A 19,074-nucleotide genomic window follows, 5' to 3' on the forward strand; every position below is an offset into this window, starting at 1 on the left:
AGCACGCGCCGGGTTCAACTGCCGCCGAAAGCGGGATGGAGGAAGTCAATCGAGGCCATGGGGGAAAAGACCATCGGCCACCTGGTGAGCTTGCGCCGTCCGGGGCCGCCGAAGCACGCGGACATCGAGCAGAGGGCACTGACTTTCTCCGCCCCGGTTTCGCTTGCCTGGTTTGACGCCCCTGAAATGCGGTGCAATTCTGCGTCACGACGATCCATGGAGGATCGAGGGGGAGACAAAGATGTTGAAGCGGGCATTGGTGGGGCTGGTGGTGTTTGGCGGCATTCTTCTCTGGCATTTCGGGAGGAACGGCCTGATGCCGACCCTCGCGCAGGAAGCGCTGCTTGCGCCGCCCGCCCAGGCCACTTCGGTCAGCTTCAAGTCTGGCGCCTGGGCTTGTACCTCCGAAGAATTCAAGCTGCAGGTGCTGGACCACAGATATTATGCAAACCCGGTGGTGATCAAGATCATCGGCGGCGCACCCGAGTTCTGCCGCGAGATCAATGCCAGGCATGACTATGCGCTGCTCGCTCCCGCCCCGGGCAACATGGCGTACGCCAGTCCCTGCCCGGATCACAGCTGCGTCGCGTTCAATGCCCACGTGGCGGTGAACGGCGAGGAAGCCGACTGGGTGCTTTACGCACCGAACAGCTTCATCGCTTCCTCTCGCTGACGCACCAAGCAATAGGCCAGGCGCAGGCCGCCCCCGCAAGCTGGCAGCGGCACGCGGCGCCAGCGAAAGTCCTTCTCCACTGCGGCACCTGCCGGTATCGGCAACCACCGCCACCAGCGCGGAAGACGCGGTTGAACCTGCCCACGACCGTCAGGCGTTCGCGCCGACTGTCTACGCGGACGCTGCCGGTTGCCGCCGTCGTACCACGAAATCACGAGCACACCAGGAACGCCCATGACAACGGAAGCACAGAGCAGGCAGTTCGAGTTCAAGCAGGCGATCATCGAATTGTTGTGGAACGACGACACGCCCCAGGCCGCCACCCAGGTCGTGGCGCGGTGCACCTCGGACGAGGAGCGCGAGCACGCCCTGTGGATGGCGGTGGCCCTTCAACGAGCCGCCGCGGTTACCGCGCTGCTGCAGGCGGGGATCAGCGCGCAGGCGCGGGAGGCAGCCCTGTCGCTGCTGTGCGGGGGGCTCGCGAGGGCCGGAGCACCCCAAGCCGGCACCCACGTCGCGGAGTGGGGTGCCTGGAGCGTGAATACCATCGCCATACCCGTCAAGGTCGGAACATCCCCGTTCTGGTTCGAGGCGGAGAAATTGATGGACATCTACCTGGAGCAGCGGGGCATCAAGGGCGACTGGCTCGTCATGCTGCCCGCATTGCGTGAAGGTGTCGCATCAGGCAGCCTGGAACGATTCATCCAGACGCTGAACCAGGCCGGCAGCAGGGAGATCCATATCGCGACGGCGTTGCTGCGGGCGGAGATCGATCGACAGGCGCTGCAGGGCGGGATGGGCGAGCCGCAGCCAGTGCAGGGCTAAGGTCCGAGACCGCTCGCGAGCCTCGCGACCCGGCCAATCAACGGCAGCAAATCGGGCGGAGGGCGCCGGGTTCAAGCGGCGGCCGCGTGCCGCCGTGATCTGCACCTGGATGCCAAAGCCGCCCGACAAGGCATCCTGGTCGGGGCCGTCATTCCCGGCTCAATCGAACAAGCGGCGCTCGCGTCCTTCGTGATCGAGCAGCCAGCGCTTGCGGGCCAGCCCGCCCGCGTAGCCGGTCAGCGAGCCGTTGCTGCCCAGCGCGCGGTGGCAAGGCACGAACAGCGAAATCGGGTTGCGCCCCACCGCCGCGCCCACCGGGTGGAACGCCTCGGGCCGGCCAATCGCCCGCGCCAACGCCGCGTACGTCGTCGTCTCCCCGTACGGCACCGCGCACAGCGCGCGCCACACCTGCTGCTGGAACGCGGTGCCTTCCGGCGCCAGCGGCATCTCCAGGTGCGTCAGCTCGCCGGCGAAATAGGCGTCCAGCTGCCGCCCCGCCTCGTGCAACAAGGGCGTCGCGGCCTTCCGCCACCCGGCTTCCGGCGAGATGGCCGGAAAGTACTTCTGCCCCTCGAACCAGCCGCCTTTCAGGGCTCCGTCGCGCTCGGCGACGAGGAAAACGCCGAGCGGCGTATCGACGGGAAGGTAGGCCAGGTCGTCGGGCATGAAGCAGGGGAAAGCAGATGGCTGGCGACGCAGCCGATGCGATGCACGGTACTCCCCGCGGCCGTCGGGACGAAGCGCGCCCGTCTCACCCCCTCACTGCCACACCACGCAGTCGCGCGAATCACCTGCTTGGCGGAATACGTCGGCGGAGGGTCAGGGCGGCTGGCCGATGCGCGAGACGAGGCGCACCGCGCACGACAGAACAGCCAGCCGCCGCCCCTCCCCGATCAGCGATTGACCCTGCCCGGTCGTGACAAGTCGCCCGAAGCCACCTTGAACACGTCGACAACGCACAGCAGCGGGTCGTGCACGCTGGCATTGACGCGCAAGGCGGCGGTGACACCGTCAAAACCGGCAGCGTCGACCGCGCCGATGTCGTCGAACGGCACCCGCACCTCCAGCGAGTGGTCGTCGAAGACGGGGCTCCAGCCGGGGCTGTCGATCAGGATCGGCAGGCCTGGCCAGGTCCTGGGCAGTCGCGGCTTGCTGCCCTCGGCGATGTCGACCACCTTCAGCGCGCCCTTGCCGCAGGCGTCGTCGGGCTGCAGCACCACCCAGTGCGAGTGCCACAGGTTGCCATCGTTGCCGGGGTCGCCATCGCCGTTCTCGTCGAACAGCGGGGTGTCGTCAAAGTCGGGATGGGCGGTGACCGCGAACGCGAGAATGCCGCTGCCATGCTCGAAGCCGACCAGGTAGGGATCGAGCGTGGTCGGCCACACGTAGGAGAACACGCTGCTGCCGGCGAGCTTGCCGGTCTTCACCGGCTTGCTGTCGCCGGCCTTGCCGGATACGGCGATGTGAAACGTGGCGATGTTTCCCTCGGTGCTGACCCTGGTATGCACGATGTCGAACGGTGCCTGCACGGCTTTGGCCGGTGCGCTGGCGATGCCACCAGCGTGCGTGGTGCCGTCATGGGCGAAGCTGGCCGAACCGCCCAGCAGCAGTGCCACGGCGATGGCAAGACGCGCGCGGGTGCCGAGCGGCTGACGTGGATGCAACGGCGGGTGTGTGGACATGGCGACTCCTCATCGGGGATGTGCCGCCTTGGCGGGTGCTTGGCGACGTGGGGCCAGCGTCGCCCCGGAGCGCCCTCTACAGGTGTTATTTTGTCCATGAAATACCACTGATCGTCCAGGATGCGGAAGCAAACCATGGCTACCCTCGACCGCTTGTCGTCACTGATGGAGCGCTTCCACGTGCGGGCGCACCTGTTTCATGCCGGGGCGCTGTGCGGGCTGGCACAATTCGACGCCCGGCCGGGACGGGGTTTCCTGCACGTGTTGCGACGGGGCGAACTGGTGGTGACGCATCGCCCGCGCAGCGGTGTGCCGCGCCGCATCGAGGTTGCCGAACCGAGCTTGTTGTTCTACCCGCGCCCGCTGGCGCACAGCTTCCACAACCCGCCGGCCGAGGGTTCGGATTTCGTCTGCGCCACGCTTGATTTCGATGGCGGCGCGCGGCATCCGCTGGCGCGCGCCCTGCCGCCGCTGCTGGTGCTGCCGCTGCGGGCGGTGGACGGCCTGGAGCAGACGCTGGCGCTGCTGTTCGCGGAAGCCGAGCGGGTACGCTGCGGCCAGCGCCTGCTGGCCGACCGCCTGTTCGACGTGTTGGTGCTGCAACTGCTGCGCTGGCTGCTCGACCATCCCGCAGAGGCGAAACTGCCGCCGGGCATGCTGACCGGCCTGTCGGACCCGAAGCTGGCGCGCACACTGACCGCGATCCACGAGCAGCCCGGCGCAGACTGGTCGCTGGCCGCCATGGCCGAGACCGCCGGCATGTCGCGCAGTGCATTTGCCGCCGCCTTCAAGCAGCACGTCGGCCACACGCCGGTCGAATACCTCACGCAATGGCGCGTTGCCGTCGCGCAGGCCCTGCTTCGCCAAGGCGCTTCGCTGAAAACGGCGAGCCTGCAGCTCGGCTATCGCAACGCGTCGTCACTGTCGCGGGTTTTCACCCAGTCTGTGGGCATGTCCCCGCGCGCGTGGTTGCGGAATGGGGGAGCTGAAAAAGGCAATGAGCCACGTCTCCCTCAACCCGGTGCCGGGGTGGACGGTGAGGCTTGAACAGCAGGGGCGACTCGTCAAAGGCGACCCAACCGAACTGATCGCACAGCCGCCGTACCAGCGGGGTGCAGTCCGAGCGACGCGAGCAGTGCGGCGCCAGTGACCGGGTCGCATGCCCACCGGGTCGGGAAAATTCCACCCGGCCCTCGCCCACTTCCCCGGATGCATCCGTAGCGGATGACCAGGTCAAGGCAGGCAGTGCCTGTTCCACGCAGATGGAAACCTCCTCGGCATCAATGGGCAGCACCGACTCGGCATCGGGATCGGCCGCGGAAAGCGGGAGCTCCGCGGGCTTCAGGAAAATGCATGACTTCGACGTGCAATTCTCGCTCGGCACCCTGTGTGCGTCCGAGAGGATCAGTCAAACCCGGCCCAGCTCACCAGGTCTCCTTTGATTGGCCTCAACCTGCCATTCCACTCCTCATCATCCGTCGCGCATTGCCCCCGACACTTTTCTCCCACTTCTTCAAACGAGCGAACGCCGAGGTTTCCCGAGCAACTCGATCAGCCGCAACTCGCACGGCGAGAAATCGTGACCCCGGCGCTGCGAGATCACGAACGTCAGCGGACCCATGTGCCAGGCGCGACGCTCAAGCTCGACGAGCGCTCCGCTTGCCAGATCCTCGCTGACCAGGTGCCGTGGCAAGTGTCCCCAGCCGAGGCCGGCCTTGAGCAGGTCGCGTTTGGCGCCCAGGTCGTTGACCAGCCACTGGCGCTTGCCGGCTACACCCTGCTGGCTCTCTTCGGCGCCGGGCTGGTTGTCCGTGACGATGACCTGTATGTATCGGCCAAACTCATCCACCGGGATGGGTTTGGGTGTCGAAGCGAGCGGATAGGACGGCGCGCATACCGTCACCATCTCCTCCTCGCGCAGCCAGTGGCGTTCGATGGCTTGCGGGTTCACTTCCGGCACGTCGTTGATGGTGACGGCCAGCGCGCACACTTTTTCGAGCACCAGCTTTTCGCCGCCCTGCATGGTGGTGATGCGCAGGTTGATCGCGGCGGTCGGAAACTCTTCCTGCAGCGTGCGCAAGCCGTCGACCAGGTGGGCGCGCGGGAAGTAGGCGTCGACCGCCACCGATACCTGCGGCACGCCGGCCTTGGCGATCGCGCCGGCGCGGTTCTTCATTTCCTCCGTACGCGAGATCACCGCCCGGGCGTCCGGCAGAAGGCTGCGCCCCGCCGCGGTGAGCTGGGCCTTGCGCGTGTTGCGCTCGAACAGCTCGACGTCGAACGCACTCTCCAGCGCCTTGATCGCGTGGCTGATGGCCGACTGCGCCCGCGCGAGCTTGCGCGCGGCACCCGAGAAGCTGCCCTGGTCGCACACCGCAACGAACGCACGCAGCTGGTTGATGGTGACGTTGTCGAGCATCGGCTATCCAAAAAATAGATCGTATCAAGCGATATTTCGTCAATTGGATTGATGCGTCAAGCGACCCAGATGGGTTGGGCAACCGGCTCGAACAGGCCGGATCACTCCACTCAAGAAGGATCATCCCCATGAGCTACGCCATCATCGGTTTCGGTTCCATAGGCCAGGCCCTCGCCCGCGCGTTCGCCCGCAACGACATCGAGGTCACGGTCGCCAGTCGGCGGCCGCCCGAAGCCCTGCTGCCGCAGGCGCAGGCGATCGGCCCCAAGGTCATCCCCGGGACCTTGCAGGAAGCGGTCAAGGCGGACGTGATCATCCTGGCGGTGCTGTTCGAGGCGCACCAGGACGTCGGCAAGGCGCTTCCGGACTGGAAGGGCAAGACGATCATCGACGCGATGAACACGAATGCCCCCGTCGAAACGCTCGACGGCCTCCCCTCCTCCGCCTTCGCCGCCAGGTCGTTCCCCGGCGCCCGGTTCGTCAAGGGCTTCAATCACCTGCTGGCGCGCACGCTGGCCACCGACCCGAACGTCCAGGGCGGCCACCGGGTGGTGTTCCTGTCGGGCGACGACGAAGCGGCCACCGCGCAAGTGGCGGACTTTGCCAAGCGACTCGGCTTCGCCCCCGTCAACCTCGGCAGGTTCGACGAAGGCGGCACCCTGGTGCAGGCACGCGGCCGCGTCTGGGGCCCGCTGATTTTCCAGGACCTGTTCAAGCAGCAGCCCTGAGCGCGTACGGCCATCGCGACAAGGATCGCGATCGGCGCGCCATCCCCATCACTGCTTCGGCAGTTGCAATCCCATCCAGGATTCATGACATGAGCAAGTTGCATGGAAAGACCGCGGTGATCACCGGCGGTGCCACCGGCATCGGCCGCGCGGCGGCAAAGCGCTTCATCGACGAAGGCGCCTTCGTCTTCATCTACGGCCGTCGGCAGGAAGCGCTCGACGCCGCGGTGGCCGAACTCGGCCCCAACGCCCGCGCAGTGCAGGGTTCGGTCTCGGACCCGACCGATCTCGACCGGCTTTACGCGGCGGTGAAGGCCGAACGCGGAACGCTCGACATCGTGTTCGCCAACGCCGGGACGGGCAGCCTGCTTCCGCTGGGCGAGATCACCGCCGAACACATCGACGAAACCTTCGACACCAATGTGAAGGGCACGATCTTCACGGTGCAGAAGGCGCTGCCGCTGATGGGCCCGGGCGGCTCGATCATCCTGACCGGATCGAGCGCCGGCACCACCGGCGCCCCGGCCTTCGGCGTCTACAGCGCGAGCAAGGCCGCCGTGCGCAACCTCGCCAAGACCTTCGCGCAGGACCTGAAGGGCACCGGCATCCGGGTCAACGTGCTGTCGCCCGGGCCGACGGCGACCGAACTGGCCAAGGCCGCGGTGGGCGAGGAAGGCATGAGGGTGTTCGCCTCGATGAACCCGCTGCAGCGCATGGCCGAACCGGCGGAGATCGGAGCAGCGGCGGCCTTTCTCGCGTCGTCGGACAGCGGCTTCATGACCGCCAGCGAGCTCGCCGTCGATGGCGGGCTGGCGCAGATCTGACGCGGCATGCCCTTCCGGCTCCCCACCCGTTTTTCAGAGTCATCCACTTCGGAGGCCACCATCTCCCCGCACTCCAGACAATCCGAGTTGCTGCGTTTCGCCCGAGCCGAGGCTGGCTCGACCGTGATCGACGTGGATCCGGGCGACGGGGACTGGACCGGCCTCTTTTCCGACATCGTCGGTCCCGAGGGACGGGTCTGCAGCTTCGTGCCGGCCGAGGTCGCTCACCTCAAGAACGATCCGGTCGGCCGCGCCCGGGCCCTGGCGAAGCAGCCGGGGCGAGAGCATCGACCCATCGATCGAGGGCCGGACCGATCGCTTCGCCTATCGGTTCGTGAAGGCCTGACAGCGACGCATGCGCCCTGCAAGGCGACCCGCTCCCCGGGAGCAGAACCTTGCCGCGCGCAAAAGATCGTGATCATCCGGATCACTTCCCGGGAAATATCGACCAACCACACAGGAACATCATCATGTCCAACCATCCCCATTTGCCGAAAGAACTCGCCGGCCGCCGTGCCCTCGTCACCGGAGGCACGCGTGGCATCGGCGCGGCGGTGGCCCAGCGCCTGCTCGATGCCGGCGCCAAGGTCGTTGTCGTCGCGCGCAAAGCCGACAAGGACATGCCCGCGGGCGCCACGTTCGTGTCCGGCGACGTCGCCACGAGCGAAGGCGTGGCGGCCGTCGCGACGCAGGCCCTCGCAGCACTCGGCGGCCTCGACATCCTGGTGAACAACGCGGGCGGCGCGCACGCCTTCCTGGAAGGCTCATGGACGATCCCCGACGAGGCATGGGCCGACAGCTTCGCGCTCAACCTCCAGGCGGCGATCCGCCTTGCCAACGCCCTGCTCCCGGCGCTGCGGGAGTCGAAAGCTGCAGCGGTCGTGAACATTTCCTCCGCGGCGGCAGCGATGCCGTTCGCCCCCTTCGTGCATTACGGCGCCGCCAAGGCCGCGCTCGAGTACTACTCGCGCACGCTCGCACTGGAGCTCGCGCCGGCAATCCGCGTGAACGTCGTGTCCCCCGGCGTCATCGCGACACCGGGTTCCGATGAATTCGCCAGGACGACGCCGGGATTTTCCACGGACGCGTGGCTGCAGCTTCTGCCGCTTGGCCGCATCGGCGCCACTGAGGACATCGCCGAAGTCGTTGCGCTGCTCGTGTCGGATCGCGGCAAGTTCCTGACCGGCGCGAATTACCGCGTGGATGGCGGAATGACCGCGCGCTGAAGCATGTGGCTTCCCGCCGGATTCGGTGCGCCCGCGGCGACCCGATCGAATGGCTGCCGGCCGGCAAGACGATGACGCCCGGCATCCTTGCGGTCCGTCTGTCGCACAAGCCTTTGCCGATCGAGGCGTGAGGTTGGAGGATTTTCACGAAGCCGCATACGCCACCCATCCCTTGAACGTGAAAGCCGCATAGAACAGCTCATGCCGCTCGAAGCCGGCCTGCTCCAGCAAGTTGACCTCGGCTTCGGGAGAAAGCAGCGGGAGACGGCTGGCCATCGCTTCGATGGTCCTGGCCGTGTCCGCAACCGGCATGCCGTTGGAAGCCATGAAGGCCACGTGCCTTTGCAGCCAGCGCTTCCTTGCGTGGGGAGCAGCGGGAACGCTGTGATGGGCCACCACGAGCGGGGCGCCCGGCTTCAATCGGCGCCTCAGCTCGCGGAGCGCCTGCAGGCGCTCCGCGACGGACAGGAAGTGCATGGTCAGCAGGCAAACCGCGCCGTCGAATTCGATGGCCGGAGCCGCATCGATGGTGCCCTCCAGCAACTCCACCCGCGGCGCCAGCGGCCCCAGCGTCTGGACGGCCAATTCCAGCATCGGCGCCGACGGGTCGACGCCGAGCAGACGCCAGTGCGGGTAGGTCTCGGCAAAGGCCTTGAGCTCAAGACCTCCACCGGCGCCGAGCACCAGCACGCGCCCATCGGAGGGCACGTGCTCGTGCAGGAGCAGGCCGGTCATCTGGTGGAGCGCATGCAATCCCGGCACCTGCCGCAGCGGCCCGTCCGTGTATCGCGCCACCGCCTGGGGATCGTTGAAAGAAGACATGCTGCCCTCGCCCGCTTGACATGGAGGCACTAACGTAACATCGTTTGTTACATGAAACGAGACAGCCGACTTTCCGCCGTACTCCACGCCCTGCTGCACATGGCCGAGCGCGATGCGCCGATGACGTCCGACGCGCTGGCGCGATGCCTGGGCACGCATCCGGTGGTGGTCCGCCGCACCATGGGCCTGCTGCGCGAGGCCGGCCTGGTCACGGCGGATCGCGGACACGCCGGCGGCTGGCGCATTTCGGCGGATCTCTCCAAGGTCACGCTGCGCCAGTTGCACGAAGCGCTGGGCGAGCCTGCACTGTTCGCCGTGGGCAACCGGAATGAACATCCCGAATGCCTCGTCGAGCAGGCGATCAATGCGGCGCTGGACACCGCCTTCGCCGACGCCGAGGCACTGCTGCTGCAGCGGTTCGAGTCGGTCACCCTGGCCGCGCTGGCCGCGGATTTCGCGCGCCGCCATGGCGCCCGTCGGTCGAGGCACCGGCATGAAGCATGACGTGATCATCATCGGCGGCAGCTACTCGGGCATGGCCGCGGCCCTGCAGCTGCTGCGGGCGCGCCGCAGCGTGCTCATCATCGACGGCGGCAAGCGACGCAATCGCAGCGCCAGTCATTCCCACGGATTCCTGGGCCAGGACGGCGTCGATCCCGCCGCACTGGCCCGCGTTGCCCGCGAGCAACTGCACGCGTATCCCACGCTGACCTGGCTGGATGGCGAGGTCGAGCAAGCAACCGGCACGAGGGACGACTTCCAGGTGGCCTGTGGCGGCACCCCGCATTCAGCCCGGCGCTTGCTGCTGGCGATCGGCGTGTCGGATCGGCTGCCCGAAATCCCCGGCCTGGCCGAGCGCTGGGGCAGGAGCATCTTCCACTGCCCGTATTGCCACGGCTATGAACTGGATCAGGGCCGCATCGGCGTCATCGCGACAGGGCCGATGTCGATCCATCAGGCGCAACTGCTGCCGGAGTGGGGAAACACCACGTTCTTCCCCAACGGTACGTTCGAACTCGACGAGGCTGCCGCGCGGGAACTGGCGCGCCGCGGCGTGACGGTCGAAGCGACGCGAATCGTGCGGATCGACGCAGACGCCGACGTCGTGCTCACCGACGGACGACGCATGAGCTTCGCCGGCCTGTTCACCGCGCCGCGGAACGAACCCTCGACGCCGATCGCGGCACAGCTCGGTTGTGAACTGGTCGAGACGCCGATGGGCCTGCAGATATCCACCGGCGAAACCAGGGAGACCACCGTGCCGGGCGTGTTCGCCTGCGGTGACGCCGCGAAGATCCCGCACTCGGTTTCGCTTGCGGTGGGCGACGGCGCCTGGGCCGGCGCGCAGATTCACCGCTCGCTGGTGTGGCCGGGGTCGTAGCCAACGTCCAAACCCTGGACCGCGACTCACGAAGCGGGTTCTTCCAGCGCCCGATTGAGCCGATCCCGAGGCACGGCCTGGACGTGCTCGTCGGAGACACGGACATTGCGGCGGTCTGAAGTCGCCGTCTTTGGCATCGGTGCCGACAACGAGGCAAACTGCACGTCTGTCCAGACGATACGCGGAACGCGCCCATGCACGGCGAATACAAGATGCCCGGCGGCAAGCTGGTGGTGGTCGACCTGGAGGTTCGCGACGGCCGGCTTGCCGGCGTGCAGGTGAGCGGGGATTTCTTCCTGGAGCCGGACAGCGCGCTGCACGCGATCAACCGGGCGCTGGAAGGCCGGCCGCAGGATGCCGACGAGGCTGCCCTCGCCACCGCCATCCAGCACGGGCTGGCGGACGATGTGATGATGTATGGCCTTTCCGCGCAGGCGATCGCGATTGCCGTGCGCCGTGCCGTGGATGGAGATGCCGCATGATGCGCAGCGAATGGCGTGACCACGACTGGCAGTTGATCCACACCACGCCGCAATCGCCCAGCCTGCACATGGCACTGGACGACGTGCTGGTGCACGAGGTGGGCGCCGGGCATCGTCCGCCGACCTTGCGCGTCTGGGAGTGGGCCTCCCCGGCGGTGGTGATCGGCCGCTTCCAGTCGCTGCGCAACGAGGTCGACATGGAAGCCGCGCGGCGCCACGGCATCGAGGTGGTGCGGCGGATCTCCGGCGGCGGCGCGATGTTCATCGAGCCGGGCAACACCATCACCTATTCGATCTGCGCGCCGCTGTCGCTGATCAAGGGCCTGTCGTTCCAGCAGGCGTATGCGTGCATGGACGAGTGGGTGATCGAGGCGCTGGGCACGCTGGGCATCAAGGCGTGGTACCAGCCGCTCAACGACATCACTTCCGCAGGCGGCAAGATCGCCGGCGCCGCGCAGGCGCATCGCGGCGGCGCGGTGCTGCACCACGTCACCATGGCTTACGACATCGACGCGGTGAAGATGCTCGACGTGCTGCGCATCGGCCGCGAGAAACTGTCCGACAAGGGCACCACCAGCGCAGCCAAGCGGGTCGACCCGTTGCGCAGCCAGACCGGCCTGCCGCGCGAGGCGGTGATCGAGCGGATGATCGCCACCTTCCGCCAGCGCCACGGACTCGCCGACGACGTCCTGCGCGCCGGCGAGCTGGCCCGCGCCGAAGCGCTGGCGCGCGAGCGGTTTTCCAGCGAGGCGTGGCTGGCCGACGTGGCGTGATCCCGCCCATGCGCACGTCACCGCAGGAGCCCGCTCGCGGGCGATGCTTTTGCTCTTGCGAGTCTCCCAGCCAAGAGCATCGCCCGCCAGCGGGCTCCTGCGGAGGAGCGGGCGCAAGCGAGGCGACTTCAGAACCGGCTGAACGACCACGACTGCATGCGGCCGTCGCGATACGGCATCACGCCATGGAACGGCCGCGGGTCGTCGTCGAACACCAGCGGCAGGAAATGGCGGTCGCCCTCCCACATCGGCAGCTCCAGCAGCCGCTCGCGCGCGACCCATTCCAGCGCGCCTTCGTGATTGCCCTGCAGCGGCGTGCCGCGCCAGGCGTCGATCAGGAAGATGAAGCCAAGCCAGTCCTCGCCGTGCTTGCCGAAGCCGGGCCAGTTCAGCGTGCCGCGCAGGCGCATCGACTCGCACTCGATCGCGGCCTCCTCGCGGATCTCGCGCCGCATGCAGGTGGCGATGTCCTCCCCCGGCTCCATCTTGCCGCCCAGCCCGTTGTACTTGCCCAGGTGCTGGTCGTCCGGCCGCGTGTTGCGGTGGATCATCAGCACCTGCCTGCGATCCGGCGACAACACGTAACCCAGGGTGGCGACGATCGGCGTGTAGGGCATCGCGCTCTCGCGGCAAAAACCCGAGTTTAACGGCGAATGGCGACGCGCCGGACCCACGGCGGGAGAACGTTGCGCGCGCGGGGTTGCGCGATCGCCGCTGCGCCGCGACCATCAGGGGATGACTTTCCGCATCCCATGCCACTCGACCGCCCGAAGCCGCCGCCGCTGGATGCCGGCCGCGGTGTTGCTCGGCCTGCTGCTCACCCTGCCCGGCTGCACGTCGAAGGCGCGGGCGCTGGACAGCGACGAGGTGGCGTTTGCCGGGCAGCAGTACCGGGTCGTGCACATCAACCTCAAGCGCGAACAGTTGGGCCTGCACTGGCGCAATCCGCAGGATGGCCAGCCGTTCGGCAGCGTCGAGAGCCTGCGCCAGTGGGGCGAGGCACATGGCCAACGGTTGCTGTTCGCGGCCAATGCCGGCATCTACGACCACAAGTTTGCGCCGCTGGGCCTGTACGTGGAGGACGGCAAGACGCTGGTGCCACTGAACCTGGTCCACGGCAATCCCGCATCGGGCAATTTCTCGCTGCTGCCCAATGGCGTGTTCGCGATCTACCCGGACGGCCATGCCGCGGTACGCACCAGCGAGGCGTTCAAGGCCGACGACAAGGCAGTGCAGGCGGCGACCCAGTCCGGCCCGATGCTGCTGATCGACGGCAGGCTCAACGAGCAGTTCATCGACGACTCCGCCAGCCTCAAGTGGCGCAGCGGCGTGTGCGCGCCGTCGCCGCATGAAGTGGTGTTCGCGGTGAGCGAGGCGCCGGTGAACTTCCACACGTTTGGACGGCTGTTCCGCGACAAGCTGCATTGCCGCGATGCGTTGTACCTGGACGGCAGCATCTCGCAGATCTACGTGGACGGCGCGGGCTACGCCGGCGCGCCGGCCTTCATGGTCAAGCCGTACGCCGGCATCTTTGCCGTGTTCGCCAAGCCTTGATCCGTGACCACCCACCCCATGACGACATGCCCGTGACCTCACGCTCCTGGCGCATCGCACGCGCCGTCCTGGCGAGCCTGCTGGCCTTGCTGCTGGTTGCCTTCGCCGCGGCGTGGTGGCTGCTCGCCGGCGGTCGCGCGCGGCTCGACGGCACGCGCGCGGTGGCGGCGCTGCAGGCGCCGGTGACGATCAGCCGCGACGCGCTGGGCACGGTCACCATCGAAGGCGGCAACCGCGCCGATGTCACCTGGACGATGGGTTACGTGCACGCACAGGAGCGCTTTTTCCAGATGGACCTGATGCGCCGCGCGAGTGCGGGCGAGCTGGCCGCGCTGGTGGGGCCGGCGGCGCTGCCGGTGGATCTCGACCATCGCCGCCATCGCCTGCGCGCGGTGGTCGACGCGGCATGGGCCGCGATGCCGCCGGCGCAGAAGGACGTACTGCGCCGCTACGCCGCCGGCGTCAACGCGGGGCTGGCCGACCTGCGCGTGCGGCCGTGGGAATACCTGCTGCTGGGCAGCCAGCCGCAGCCGTGGCAGCCGCAGGACAGCGCCCTGGTCATCGCGGCGATGTACCTGGACCTCAACAGCGGCGGGCGCAACGAGCGCGAGTTGCGCCTTGCCCAGATGCGCGACGTGCTGCCGGCATCGCTGGTGGATTTCCTGCTCGCGCCCGACCCCGACTGGGAGGCGCCGCTGCGCGGGCGCTTGTCGCGTTCGCCAGTGGTGCCCGGCGCGGACGTGCTGGACCTGCGCCAGTTGCCGGCCAATGCGGCCACCGCGGGCCTGGCCGCCGCGGTGGCACCCGCGCTGGATGCGCCACGCCCCGGCAGCAACAACTTCGCCGTGGCCGGGTGGCTCACCGGCAACGGCGCGGCGATGCTGGCCAACGACATGCACCTGGCCTTGCGCGTACCCAACATCTGGTTCCGCGCCCGCTTGCGCTATCCCGACGCCGGCGCACCGCACGGCCGGCGCGACGTCAACGGCGTCAGCCTGCCCGGCACGCCGGCGATCATCGCCGGCTCCAACGGCCAGGTCGCCTGGGGCTTCACCAACAGCTACGGCGACTGGGCCGACTGGGTGCGCGTGCGGCGTGATCCGGCCGATTCCACGCGCTACAAGGTGCCTGACGGCTGGGCCGCGCTGGAAACCCACGACGAGCACATCCAGGTCAAGGGCCAGCCCGACACCATCCTGAAAGTGGAGGACACCCGCTGGGGCCCGATCATGGCCACCGACACCGACGGCACGCCGCTGGCGCTGGCCTGGATCGCGCAACAGCCACGCAGCTACAACCTCGGCCTGCTGCGGATGGAGCAAGTGGCGAACGTGGCCGACGCGCTGCAGCTCGCACCCACCCTGGGCATGCCGCCGCAGAACCTGCTGGTGGCCGACAGCAGCGGCAGCATCGGCTGGACCATCGCCGGCAACAGCATCCCGCTGCGCGTGGGCATCGACCCGCTGCTGCCGTCGGACTGGTCCGCGTCCGGCATCGGCTGGCAGGGCTGGGCCGCGCCCGCGCAGTACCCGCGCATCGAGAATCCCGCCGACGGCAGACTGTGGACCGCCAACAACCGCACCGTCGACGGCGCCGCGCTGAGCCTGCTCGGCAACGGCGGGCACGATCTCGGCGCGCGCGCGCAGCAGATCCGCGACGACCTGCACGCGCGCGCCAGCTTCACCCCCGGCGACCTGCTCGACATCCAGCTCGACGACCACGCGCTGTTCCTCACCCGCTGGCAGGCGCTGCTGCAACGCACACTGGCCGACAGCCACGACCCGCTGCTGCAGCAAATGAGCCGGCTCACCCGCCACTGGCGCGGCCGCGCCGCCGTCGACAGCGTCGACTACCGGCTGGTGCGCGCTTTCCGCACACAGGTCAGCCAGGCGGTGCTGGCGCCGTTCGTCGCGCGGGTGAAACAACGCCATGCGGATTTCCGCTGGCCCGGCGAGCACAGCCCGGAAGCGGCGGTGTGGATGCTGATCCACGCGCGACCCGACTGGCTGCTCGATCCGAAGTATCCCGACTGGCCTGCCCTGCTCACCGACTCCGCGCTCCAGGTGGCGCGGCAGCTCGACCGGCAACCCGGCGGCCTCGCCGCGCGCCACTGGGGCGAGATCAATCGCAGCGACATCAGGCATCCGCTGGCCGCCGCCCTGCCCGCATGGCTGGCGCGCTTCATCGACATGCCCGACCAGCCGCTGCCCGGCGACCACAACATGCCGCGCGTGGCGGTACCGGGCTTCGGCGCCTCCGAACGGCTCGACGTCTCCCCCGGCCACGAAGACCGCGGCATCCTGGAAATGCCCGGCGGCCAGAGCGACAACCCGCTCTCGCCGTTCTTCGGCGCAGGGCACCAGGACTGGGTTCAGGGGCGTCCCACTCCGCTGCTGCCGGGCCAGGCCACGCACACGCTGACGCTGCAACCGGAAGCCGGCTGACCACGACCTCGCATGCCCGGGCGCCCGGGCCTCGCAGGTCCGGCGCGTCGCCCCCGCGGGGCGGCATGGCTCCCGCCACCCCGCCACCCGGCGCGGCGTGCCGAAAAGTGTGACGCAGTTCTCATGATTGGTGCTATGTTGCGCCGACGCACAGACCACCGACACGGTAGTGATTGAGCTGCTGCCGGCCGTCTCGACGCGGGGACAACCCGCAAGGGACTGCATGACCAGGCACGGGAGTGCCGGATGTCATGACGCAGGGCACGGGATCTCCAGGGTTCCGGTATTACGCCTTCATCAGCTACAGCCACCAGGACAAGACCTGGGCCGACTGGCTCCACAAGGCGCTGGAAACCTATGCGGTGCCGAAACGCCTTGTCGGGCAGATCACCACGGCCGGCCCCATCCCGAAACGCCTCACGCCGATCTTCCGCGACCGCGACGAACTGGCGAGCGCGCACGACCTCGGCCGCAAGATCATCGAGGCGCTGGAGCAATCGGCCAACCTGATCGTGATCTGCTCGCCGCATTCGGCGGCGTCGCACTGGGTGAGCGAGGAAGTGCTGGCGTACAAGCGCCTCGGTCGTGACGAGCGGATCCTTTGCCTGATCGTGGACGGCGAACCGAACGCCAGCGACCTGCCCGGCCGCGAGGCGGAGGAATGTTTCGCCCCCGCGCTGCGCTTCGAGCTCGACGCCACCGGCCTGCTCGCCACGCAACGCGCCGAGCCCATCGCCGCCGACGCCCGCCCGGACAAGGACGGCAAGGCGAACGCCAAGCTGAAGCTGATCGCCGGGATGCTCGACGTGGGCTTCGACGTGCTCAAGCAGCGCGAGCTGCGGCGGCGCGCGCGACGGATGACGATGGTGGCGGCGCTGGCGGTGACCGTGATGACGGTGACCACCACGCTGGCGGTCCTCGCCATCGTTTCGCGCCACGCCGCGGTGGAAGCCAGCCAGGCCGCGCAGCGCCGGCAGAAGCAGGCCGAGGCGCTGGTCGGCTTCATGCTCGGCGATCTGAACGACAAGCTGGCGCAAGCAGCCCGGCTGGACATCATGCAGAGCGTCGACGACAAAGCGATGGCCTACTTCCAGTCGCTGCCGGCCACGGATGTCACCGACGAGACCCTGGAGCAGCGCGCCAAGGCACTGGAGAAGATCGGCAGCGTGCGCCTGGATCAAGGCAACCTGTCCGGCGCGATGGAGTCGTATCGGGCAGCCCTGCAGCTGTCCGGGCGCCTCGCCGAGGAAGCACCCGGCGACGCGGCGCGGCAGGTCGCCCATGCCCGGTCGTGGTCCTTCGTCGGCATGACCGACTGGTATCAGGGCAAGCTGGACGCCGCCTGGCGGGATTTCGAATCCGCGCAGAACGTGCTGCAGCAGGCACAGGCGCGTGCCGGCAATGACCTGTCGCTGAAGTTCGAACTGCTGAACGTCAACAGCAATATCGGTCACGTGCTGGAAGCACGCGGGCAGCCGGCCGCCGCCGCCAGCGCCTACCGGAACGCGTTGGCACTGGGTCGCGGGTTGGTCGCGGCCAATCCCGTCAACACTGATTGGTCGGCTGCATTGGGGATTGCACACAACAATCTCGGCAAGCTGGCCTTGCAGCGTGGCGATCTGGCAGAGGCGATCGCCGAGTACCACGCCGACGACGCGATCGAAACCCGGCTTGCCGCCGCCGACCCCAAGAACAATGACCAGCGCGAAAACATGCTGCGGGTGCGCGCGATCCTAGGCCGCACGCTGGCCCTGACCGGCGACGTCGACGCGGGCATCCGCGACCTCCAGCAGGCGGTCGACATCGCCGCCCAGCTGATCGCGATCGCGCCGACGCAAACCGGCTTTCAGGCAAAATCGGCGCTCTATCTCGTGCAATTGAGCCGCCTGAAACGCCTGCACGGGGACCTGCCGGCGGCACGGACGCTGGCCGCACAAGCGCTGGCCATCCTGTCCAGGCTCACTCGACAGGATCCAGCAAACGTTACATGGCAGCAGATTGACGCCGCGGCACGCAGCGAGCAGGCCGCGCAATCATTTGCCGGCGGACAGTCCGCGGCGGCGCAGGCGCAGGTGCAGGTCGCCATGAACATCCTGCAACCGTTACTCGCCAAGGAACCGGATGACCGCGGCCTGGTGCTGGATACGCTGTCCGCGAAGCTGCTGCTCGCCGACACCGCCAGCGACGCAGCAGCGACACGACGGCTGCGCGAGGAGGCATGGGAGGCGAGCCAATCGGTGAAGGACGGCAAGGACGATCCGCGCCTGCTCGCGCTGCAGGTCGAGGCGTTGCTTGGCCTGCAGAAAAATGCCGAAGCAAGGCTGCTGATCGAGCGCCTCTGGAATGCCGGTTACCGCGACCCGGCGCTGCTGGCGATCCTGCGGCGTGCCCGCGTGGATTACCCGGAAAACCCCGCCTTCGCGACGCGCATCGCGCAGATCATGCAGGTCGACGCCAGCACTCCGGCGCCCGTCACGGCAGCGGTGCGCACGCCGCACCCGAAGCCCTGAATCAAGGCGCTGCGGCCCGCCTTCCACGCCGCCCATCGATCCCTGCAGGAGTACGACATGCCCAACGTAACACTTGAGGTGACACTGAAAAACGGCAGCCTCGACGTCGACCAGTCGGGTAACGGAAACCAGATCGCCCACGGCCAGTCGGTGACGATCACCTGGCACCTGAGCGGCCCCGGCGTGAGCCCGGGATCATTCAATGCGATCAGCGATCCGACCCATCCCGGGTTCGCCTGGATCCAATCGCCTCCATCCGGCGTGTTCGGTCAGGCGCAACTCGCGAACAACGGCGACAAGATCACCATCACCGATGCCAACGACAGCACCAGCTCGAGCGGCGAGTGGATCTACCAGCTCTGCGCGACGATCAATGGCGCCCCATACTCGACCATCAGCACGCTGCCTACGGCCACCACGACGAATCCGGTGATCAAGAACCTGTAGCGCCACCATGCAGGCGCTTTGGCGCAGGGACAGCGAGGAAGCAATGCCAAGGGTACCTCGATCCGAACGGCAACATCGCATACCAGTCAAGCCTGGAGACCATCATGCCAAAGACCAGCAAAGACAATCAGAACATCCCGGCCGAACCGCAGCCAGACGACCAGACCCAGGATAGCAACCGCGACTCCGACCAGAACGTGGAACAGTTGGGCACGCTCTCGCCGAACACAACGACCAACCCACAGATCAAGAACCTCTGACACTAACCCAGTGCCTCGCATGGA

At 67.9% G+C, this 19,074-nt stretch carries 20 protein-coding genes; 15 read left to right on the forward strand and 5 right to left on the reverse strand.

Annotation, left to right across the window (positions count from 1 at the left end):
* Window positions 1–241: 241 nt before the first annotated feature.
* Together ACVCMG_RS04550 and ACVCMG_RS04555 are read left to right on the forward strand one after the other, a co-directional pair.
* On the forward strand, window positions 242–673 hold the full coding sequence (locus ACVCMG_RS04550; protein WP_395117402.1) for a hypothetical protein: 432 nt from the start codon (window positions 242–244) through the stop codon (window positions 671–673).
* A gap of 234 nt (window positions 674–907) precedes the next feature.
* Window positions 908–1,498 (forward strand): hypothetical protein, encoded by a 591-nt coding sequence (locus ACVCMG_RS04555; RefSeq protein WP_447114989.1) that lies wholly within the window; start codon window positions 908–910, stop codon window positions 1,496–1,498.
* A gap of 159 nt (window positions 1,499–1,657) precedes the next feature.
* Here the strand turns inward: ACVCMG_RS04555 and ACVCMG_RS04560 are convergent, their stop codons facing one another.
* Together ACVCMG_RS04560 and ACVCMG_RS04565 are read right to left on the reverse strand one after the other, a co-directional pair.
* Window positions 1,658–2,164, reverse strand: a complete 507-nt coding sequence (locus ACVCMG_RS04560; protein WP_395117398.1) for a methylated-DNA--[protein]-cysteine S-methyltransferase — start codon at window positions 2,162–2,164, stop codon at window positions 1,658–1,660.
* Between the two features lie 227 nt (window positions 2,165–2,391).
* The gene (locus tag ACVCMG_RS04565; RefSeq protein ID WP_395117396.1) at window positions 2,392–3,180 is read right to left on the reverse strand and encodes a hypothetical protein; all 789 of its coding nucleotides are present in this window, start codon (window positions 3,178–3,180) and stop codon (window positions 2,392–2,394) included.
* 135 nt (window positions 3,181–3,315) lie between these two features.
* On the opposite strand from ACVCMG_RS04565, the gene ACVCMG_RS04570 reads away from it, so the two are divergent.
* Window positions 3,316–4,227, forward strand: a complete 912-nt coding sequence (locus ACVCMG_RS04570; RefSeq protein WP_395117394.1) for a helix-turn-helix transcriptional regulator — start codon at window positions 3,316–3,318, stop codon at window positions 4,225–4,227.
* A gap of 466 nt (window positions 4,228–4,693) precedes the next feature.
* On the opposite strand, the gene ACVCMG_RS04575 is transcribed toward ACVCMG_RS04570, so the two are convergent.
* Complete coding sequence (locus tag ACVCMG_RS04575) at window positions 4,694–5,599, reverse strand: LysR family transcriptional regulator (RefSeq protein ID WP_447099293.1); 906 nt, start codon at window positions 5,597–5,599, stop codon at window positions 4,694–4,696.
* A 128-nt stretch (window positions 5,600–5,727) separates the two neighbouring features.
* Here ACVCMG_RS04575 and ACVCMG_RS04580 point away from each other — a divergent pair, with 128 nt between their 5' ends.
* The 3 genes from ACVCMG_RS04580 (at window position 5,728) to ACVCMG_RS04590 (ending at window position 8,377) form a co-directional block, all read left to right on the forward strand.
* A complete protein-coding gene (locus ACVCMG_RS04580; protein ID WP_447114990.1) occupies window positions 5,728–6,327 on the forward strand; it encodes an NADPH-dependent F420 reductase in 600 nt (199 codons plus the stop codon).
* Window positions 6,328–6,416: 89 nt separating this feature from the next.
* Window positions 6,417–7,151, forward strand: coding sequence for an SDR family NAD(P)-dependent oxidoreductase (locus tag ACVCMG_RS04585; protein ID WP_395117387.1), 735 nt, complete (start codon window positions 6,417–6,419; stop codon window positions 7,149–7,151).
* 470 nt (window positions 7,152–7,621) lie between these two features.
* Window positions 7,622–8,377 (forward strand): oxidoreductase, encoded by a 756-nt coding sequence (locus tag ACVCMG_RS04590; protein WP_447114991.1) that lies wholly within the window; start codon window positions 7,622–7,624, stop codon window positions 8,375–8,377.
* Window positions 8,378–8,521: 144 nt separating this feature from the next.
* Here ACVCMG_RS04590 and ACVCMG_RS04595 read toward each other — a convergent pair whose 3' ends face one another.
* A complete protein-coding gene (locus tag ACVCMG_RS04595) occupies window positions 8,522–9,199 on the reverse strand; it encodes a class I SAM-dependent methyltransferase (RefSeq protein WP_447114992.1) in 678 nt (225 codons plus the stop codon).
* 51 nt (window positions 9,200–9,250) lie between these two features.
* Between ACVCMG_RS04595 and ACVCMG_RS04600 the strand changes: the two genes are divergently transcribed.
* From ACVCMG_RS04600 to ACVCMG_RS04615, 4 genes are all read left to right on the forward strand, one after another.
* Window positions 9,251–9,703, forward strand: coding sequence for an Rrf2 family transcriptional regulator (locus tag ACVCMG_RS04600; protein ID WP_447114993.1), 453 nt, complete (start codon window positions 9,251–9,253; stop codon window positions 9,701–9,703).
* Entirely contained in the window at window positions 9,693–10,580 is an 888-nt protein-coding gene (locus ACVCMG_RS04605) for an NAD(P)/FAD-dependent oxidoreductase (RefSeq protein WP_447114994.1), read from the forward strand. Before ACVCMG_RS04600 ends, ACVCMG_RS04605 begins: the two co-directional genes overlap by 11 nt.
* A 194-nt stretch (window positions 10,581–10,774) precedes the next feature.
* Window positions 10,775–11,062, forward strand: a complete 288-nt coding sequence (locus ACVCMG_RS04610; protein WP_395117375.1) for a biotin--protein ligase — start codon at window positions 10,775–10,777, stop codon at window positions 11,060–11,062.
* Complete coding sequence (locus ACVCMG_RS04615) at window positions 11,059–11,835, forward strand: lipoate--protein ligase family protein (protein ID WP_447105850.1); 777 nt, start codon at window positions 11,059–11,061, stop codon at window positions 11,833–11,835. Before ACVCMG_RS04610 ends, ACVCMG_RS04615 begins: the two co-directional genes overlap by 4 nt.
* A gap of 128 nt (window positions 11,836–11,963) precedes the next feature.
* Here the strand turns inward: ACVCMG_RS04615 and ACVCMG_RS04620 are convergent, their stop codons facing one another.
* Entirely contained in the window at window positions 11,964–12,452 is a 489-nt protein-coding gene (locus tag ACVCMG_RS04620) for an NUDIX hydrolase (RefSeq protein ID WP_447105849.1), read from the reverse strand.
* A gap of 169 nt (window positions 12,453–12,621) precedes the next feature.
* Between ACVCMG_RS04620 and ACVCMG_RS04625 the strand changes: the two genes are divergently transcribed.
* The 5 genes from ACVCMG_RS04625 to ACVCMG_RS04645 all read left to right on the forward strand — a co-directional run bounded on the left by ACVCMG_RS04625 (window position 12,622) and on the right by ACVCMG_RS04645 (window position 19,050).
* On the forward strand, window positions 12,622–13,389 hold the full coding sequence (locus ACVCMG_RS04625) for a phosphodiester glycosidase family protein (RefSeq protein ID WP_447115392.1): 768 nt from the start codon (window positions 12,622–12,624) through the stop codon (window positions 13,387–13,389).
* Between the two features lie 26 nt (window positions 13,390–13,415).
* Window positions 13,416–15,833 (forward strand): penicillin acylase family protein, encoded by a 2,418-nt coding sequence (locus ACVCMG_RS04630; RefSeq protein ID WP_447114995.1) that lies wholly within the window; start codon window positions 13,416–13,418, stop codon window positions 15,831–15,833.
* Window positions 15,834–16,084: 251 nt separating this feature from the next.
* Window positions 16,085–18,343: a TIR domain-containing protein gene (locus tag ACVCMG_RS04635; protein ID WP_447114996.1), complete on the forward strand. Its 2,259-nt coding sequence runs from the start codon at window positions 16,085–16,087 to the stop codon at window positions 18,341–18,343.
* A 57-nt stretch (window positions 18,344–18,400) separates the two neighbouring features.
* Window positions 18,401–18,790 (forward strand): hypothetical protein, encoded by a 390-nt coding sequence (locus ACVCMG_RS04640; protein WP_136259908.1) that lies wholly within the window; start codon window positions 18,401–18,403, stop codon window positions 18,788–18,790.
* Between the two features lie 104 nt (window positions 18,791–18,894).
* Complete coding sequence (locus tag ACVCMG_RS04645) at window positions 18,895–19,050, forward strand: hypothetical protein (protein ID WP_168709697.1); 156 nt, start codon at window positions 18,895–18,897, stop codon at window positions 19,048–19,050.
* The last annotated feature ends 24 nt before the right edge of the window (window positions 19,051–19,074 follow it).

Source organism: Rhodanobacter sp. UC4451_H18 (assembly GCF_052978225.1).

Bases quoted from the DNA above. Each gene is read 5' to 3' on its own strand.
- ACVCMG_RS04560 (WP_395117398.1), bottom strand. From the start codon at position 2,164: ATGCCCGACGACCTGGCCTACCTTCCCGTCGATACGCCGCTCGGCGTT.
- ACVCMG_RS04575 (WP_447099293.1), bottom strand. From the start codon at position 5,599: ATGCTCGACAACGTCACCATCAACCAGCTGCGTGCGTTCGTTGCGGTG.
- ACVCMG_RS04570 (WP_395117394.1), top strand. From the start codon at position 3,316: ATGGCTACCCTCGACCGCTTGTCGTCACTGATGGAGCGCTTCCACGTG.
- ACVCMG_RS04630 (WP_447114995.1), top strand. From the start codon at position 13,416: ATGCCCGTGACCTCACGCTCCTGGCGCATCGCACGCGCCGTCCTGGCG.
- ACVCMG_RS04585 (WP_395117387.1), top strand. From the start codon at position 6,417: ATGAGCAAGTTGCATGGAAAGACCGCGGTGATCACCGGCGGTGCCACC.
- ACVCMG_RS04565 (WP_395117396.1), bottom strand. From the start codon at position 3,180: ATGTCCACACACCCGCCGTTGCATCCACGTCAGCCGCTCGGCACCCGC.
- ACVCMG_RS04610 (WP_395117375.1), top strand. From the start codon at position 10,775: ATGCACGGCGAATACAAGATGCCCGGCGGCAAGCTGGTGGTGGTCGAC.
- ACVCMG_RS04600 (WP_447114993.1), top strand. From the start codon at position 9,251: ATGAAACGAGACAGCCGACTTTCCGCCGTACTCCACGCCCTGCTGCAC.
- ACVCMG_RS04555 (WP_447114989.1), top strand. From the start codon at position 908: ATGACAACGGAAGCACAGAGCAGGCAGTTCGAGTTCAAGCAGGCGATC.
- ACVCMG_RS04595 (WP_447114992.1), bottom strand. From the start codon at position 9,199: ATGTCTTCTTTCAACGATCCCCAGGCGGTGGCGCGATACACGGACGGG.
- ACVCMG_RS04580 (WP_447114990.1), top strand. From the start codon at position 5,728: ATGAGCTACGCCATCATCGGTTTCGGTTCCATAGGCCAGGCCCTCGCC.
- ACVCMG_RS04590 (WP_447114991.1), top strand. From the start codon at position 7,622: ATGTCCAACCATCCCCATTTGCCGAAAGAACTCGCCGGCCGCCGTGCC.
- ACVCMG_RS04615 (WP_447105850.1), top strand. From the start codon at position 11,059: ATGATGCGCAGCGAATGGCGTGACCACGACTGGCAGTTGATCCACACC.
- ACVCMG_RS04620 (WP_447105849.1), bottom strand. From the start codon at position 12,452: ATGCCCTACACGCCGATCGTCGCCACCCTGGGTTACGTGTTGTCGCCG.
- ACVCMG_RS04640 (WP_136259908.1), top strand. From the start codon at position 18,401: ATGCCCAACGTAACACTTGAGGTGACACTGAAAAACGGCAGCCTCGAC.
- ACVCMG_RS04635 (WP_447114996.1), top strand. From the start codon at position 16,085: ATGACGCAGGGCACGGGATCTCCAGGGTTCCGGTATTACGCCTTCATC.
- ACVCMG_RS04625 (WP_447115392.1), top strand. From the start codon at position 12,622: ATGCCGGCCGCGGTGTTGCTCGGCCTGCTGCTCACCCTGCCCGGCTGC.
- ACVCMG_RS04550 (WP_395117402.1), top strand. From the start codon at position 242: ATGTTGAAGCGGGCATTGGTGGGGCTGGTGGTGTTTGGCGGCATTCTT.
- ACVCMG_RS04605 (WP_447114994.1), top strand. From the start codon at position 9,693: ATGAAGCATGACGTGATCATCATCGGCGGCAGCTACTCGGGCATGGCC.
- ACVCMG_RS04645 (WP_168709697.1), top strand. From the start codon at position 18,895: ATGCCAAAGACCAGCAAAGACAATCAGAACATCCCGGCCGAACCGCAG.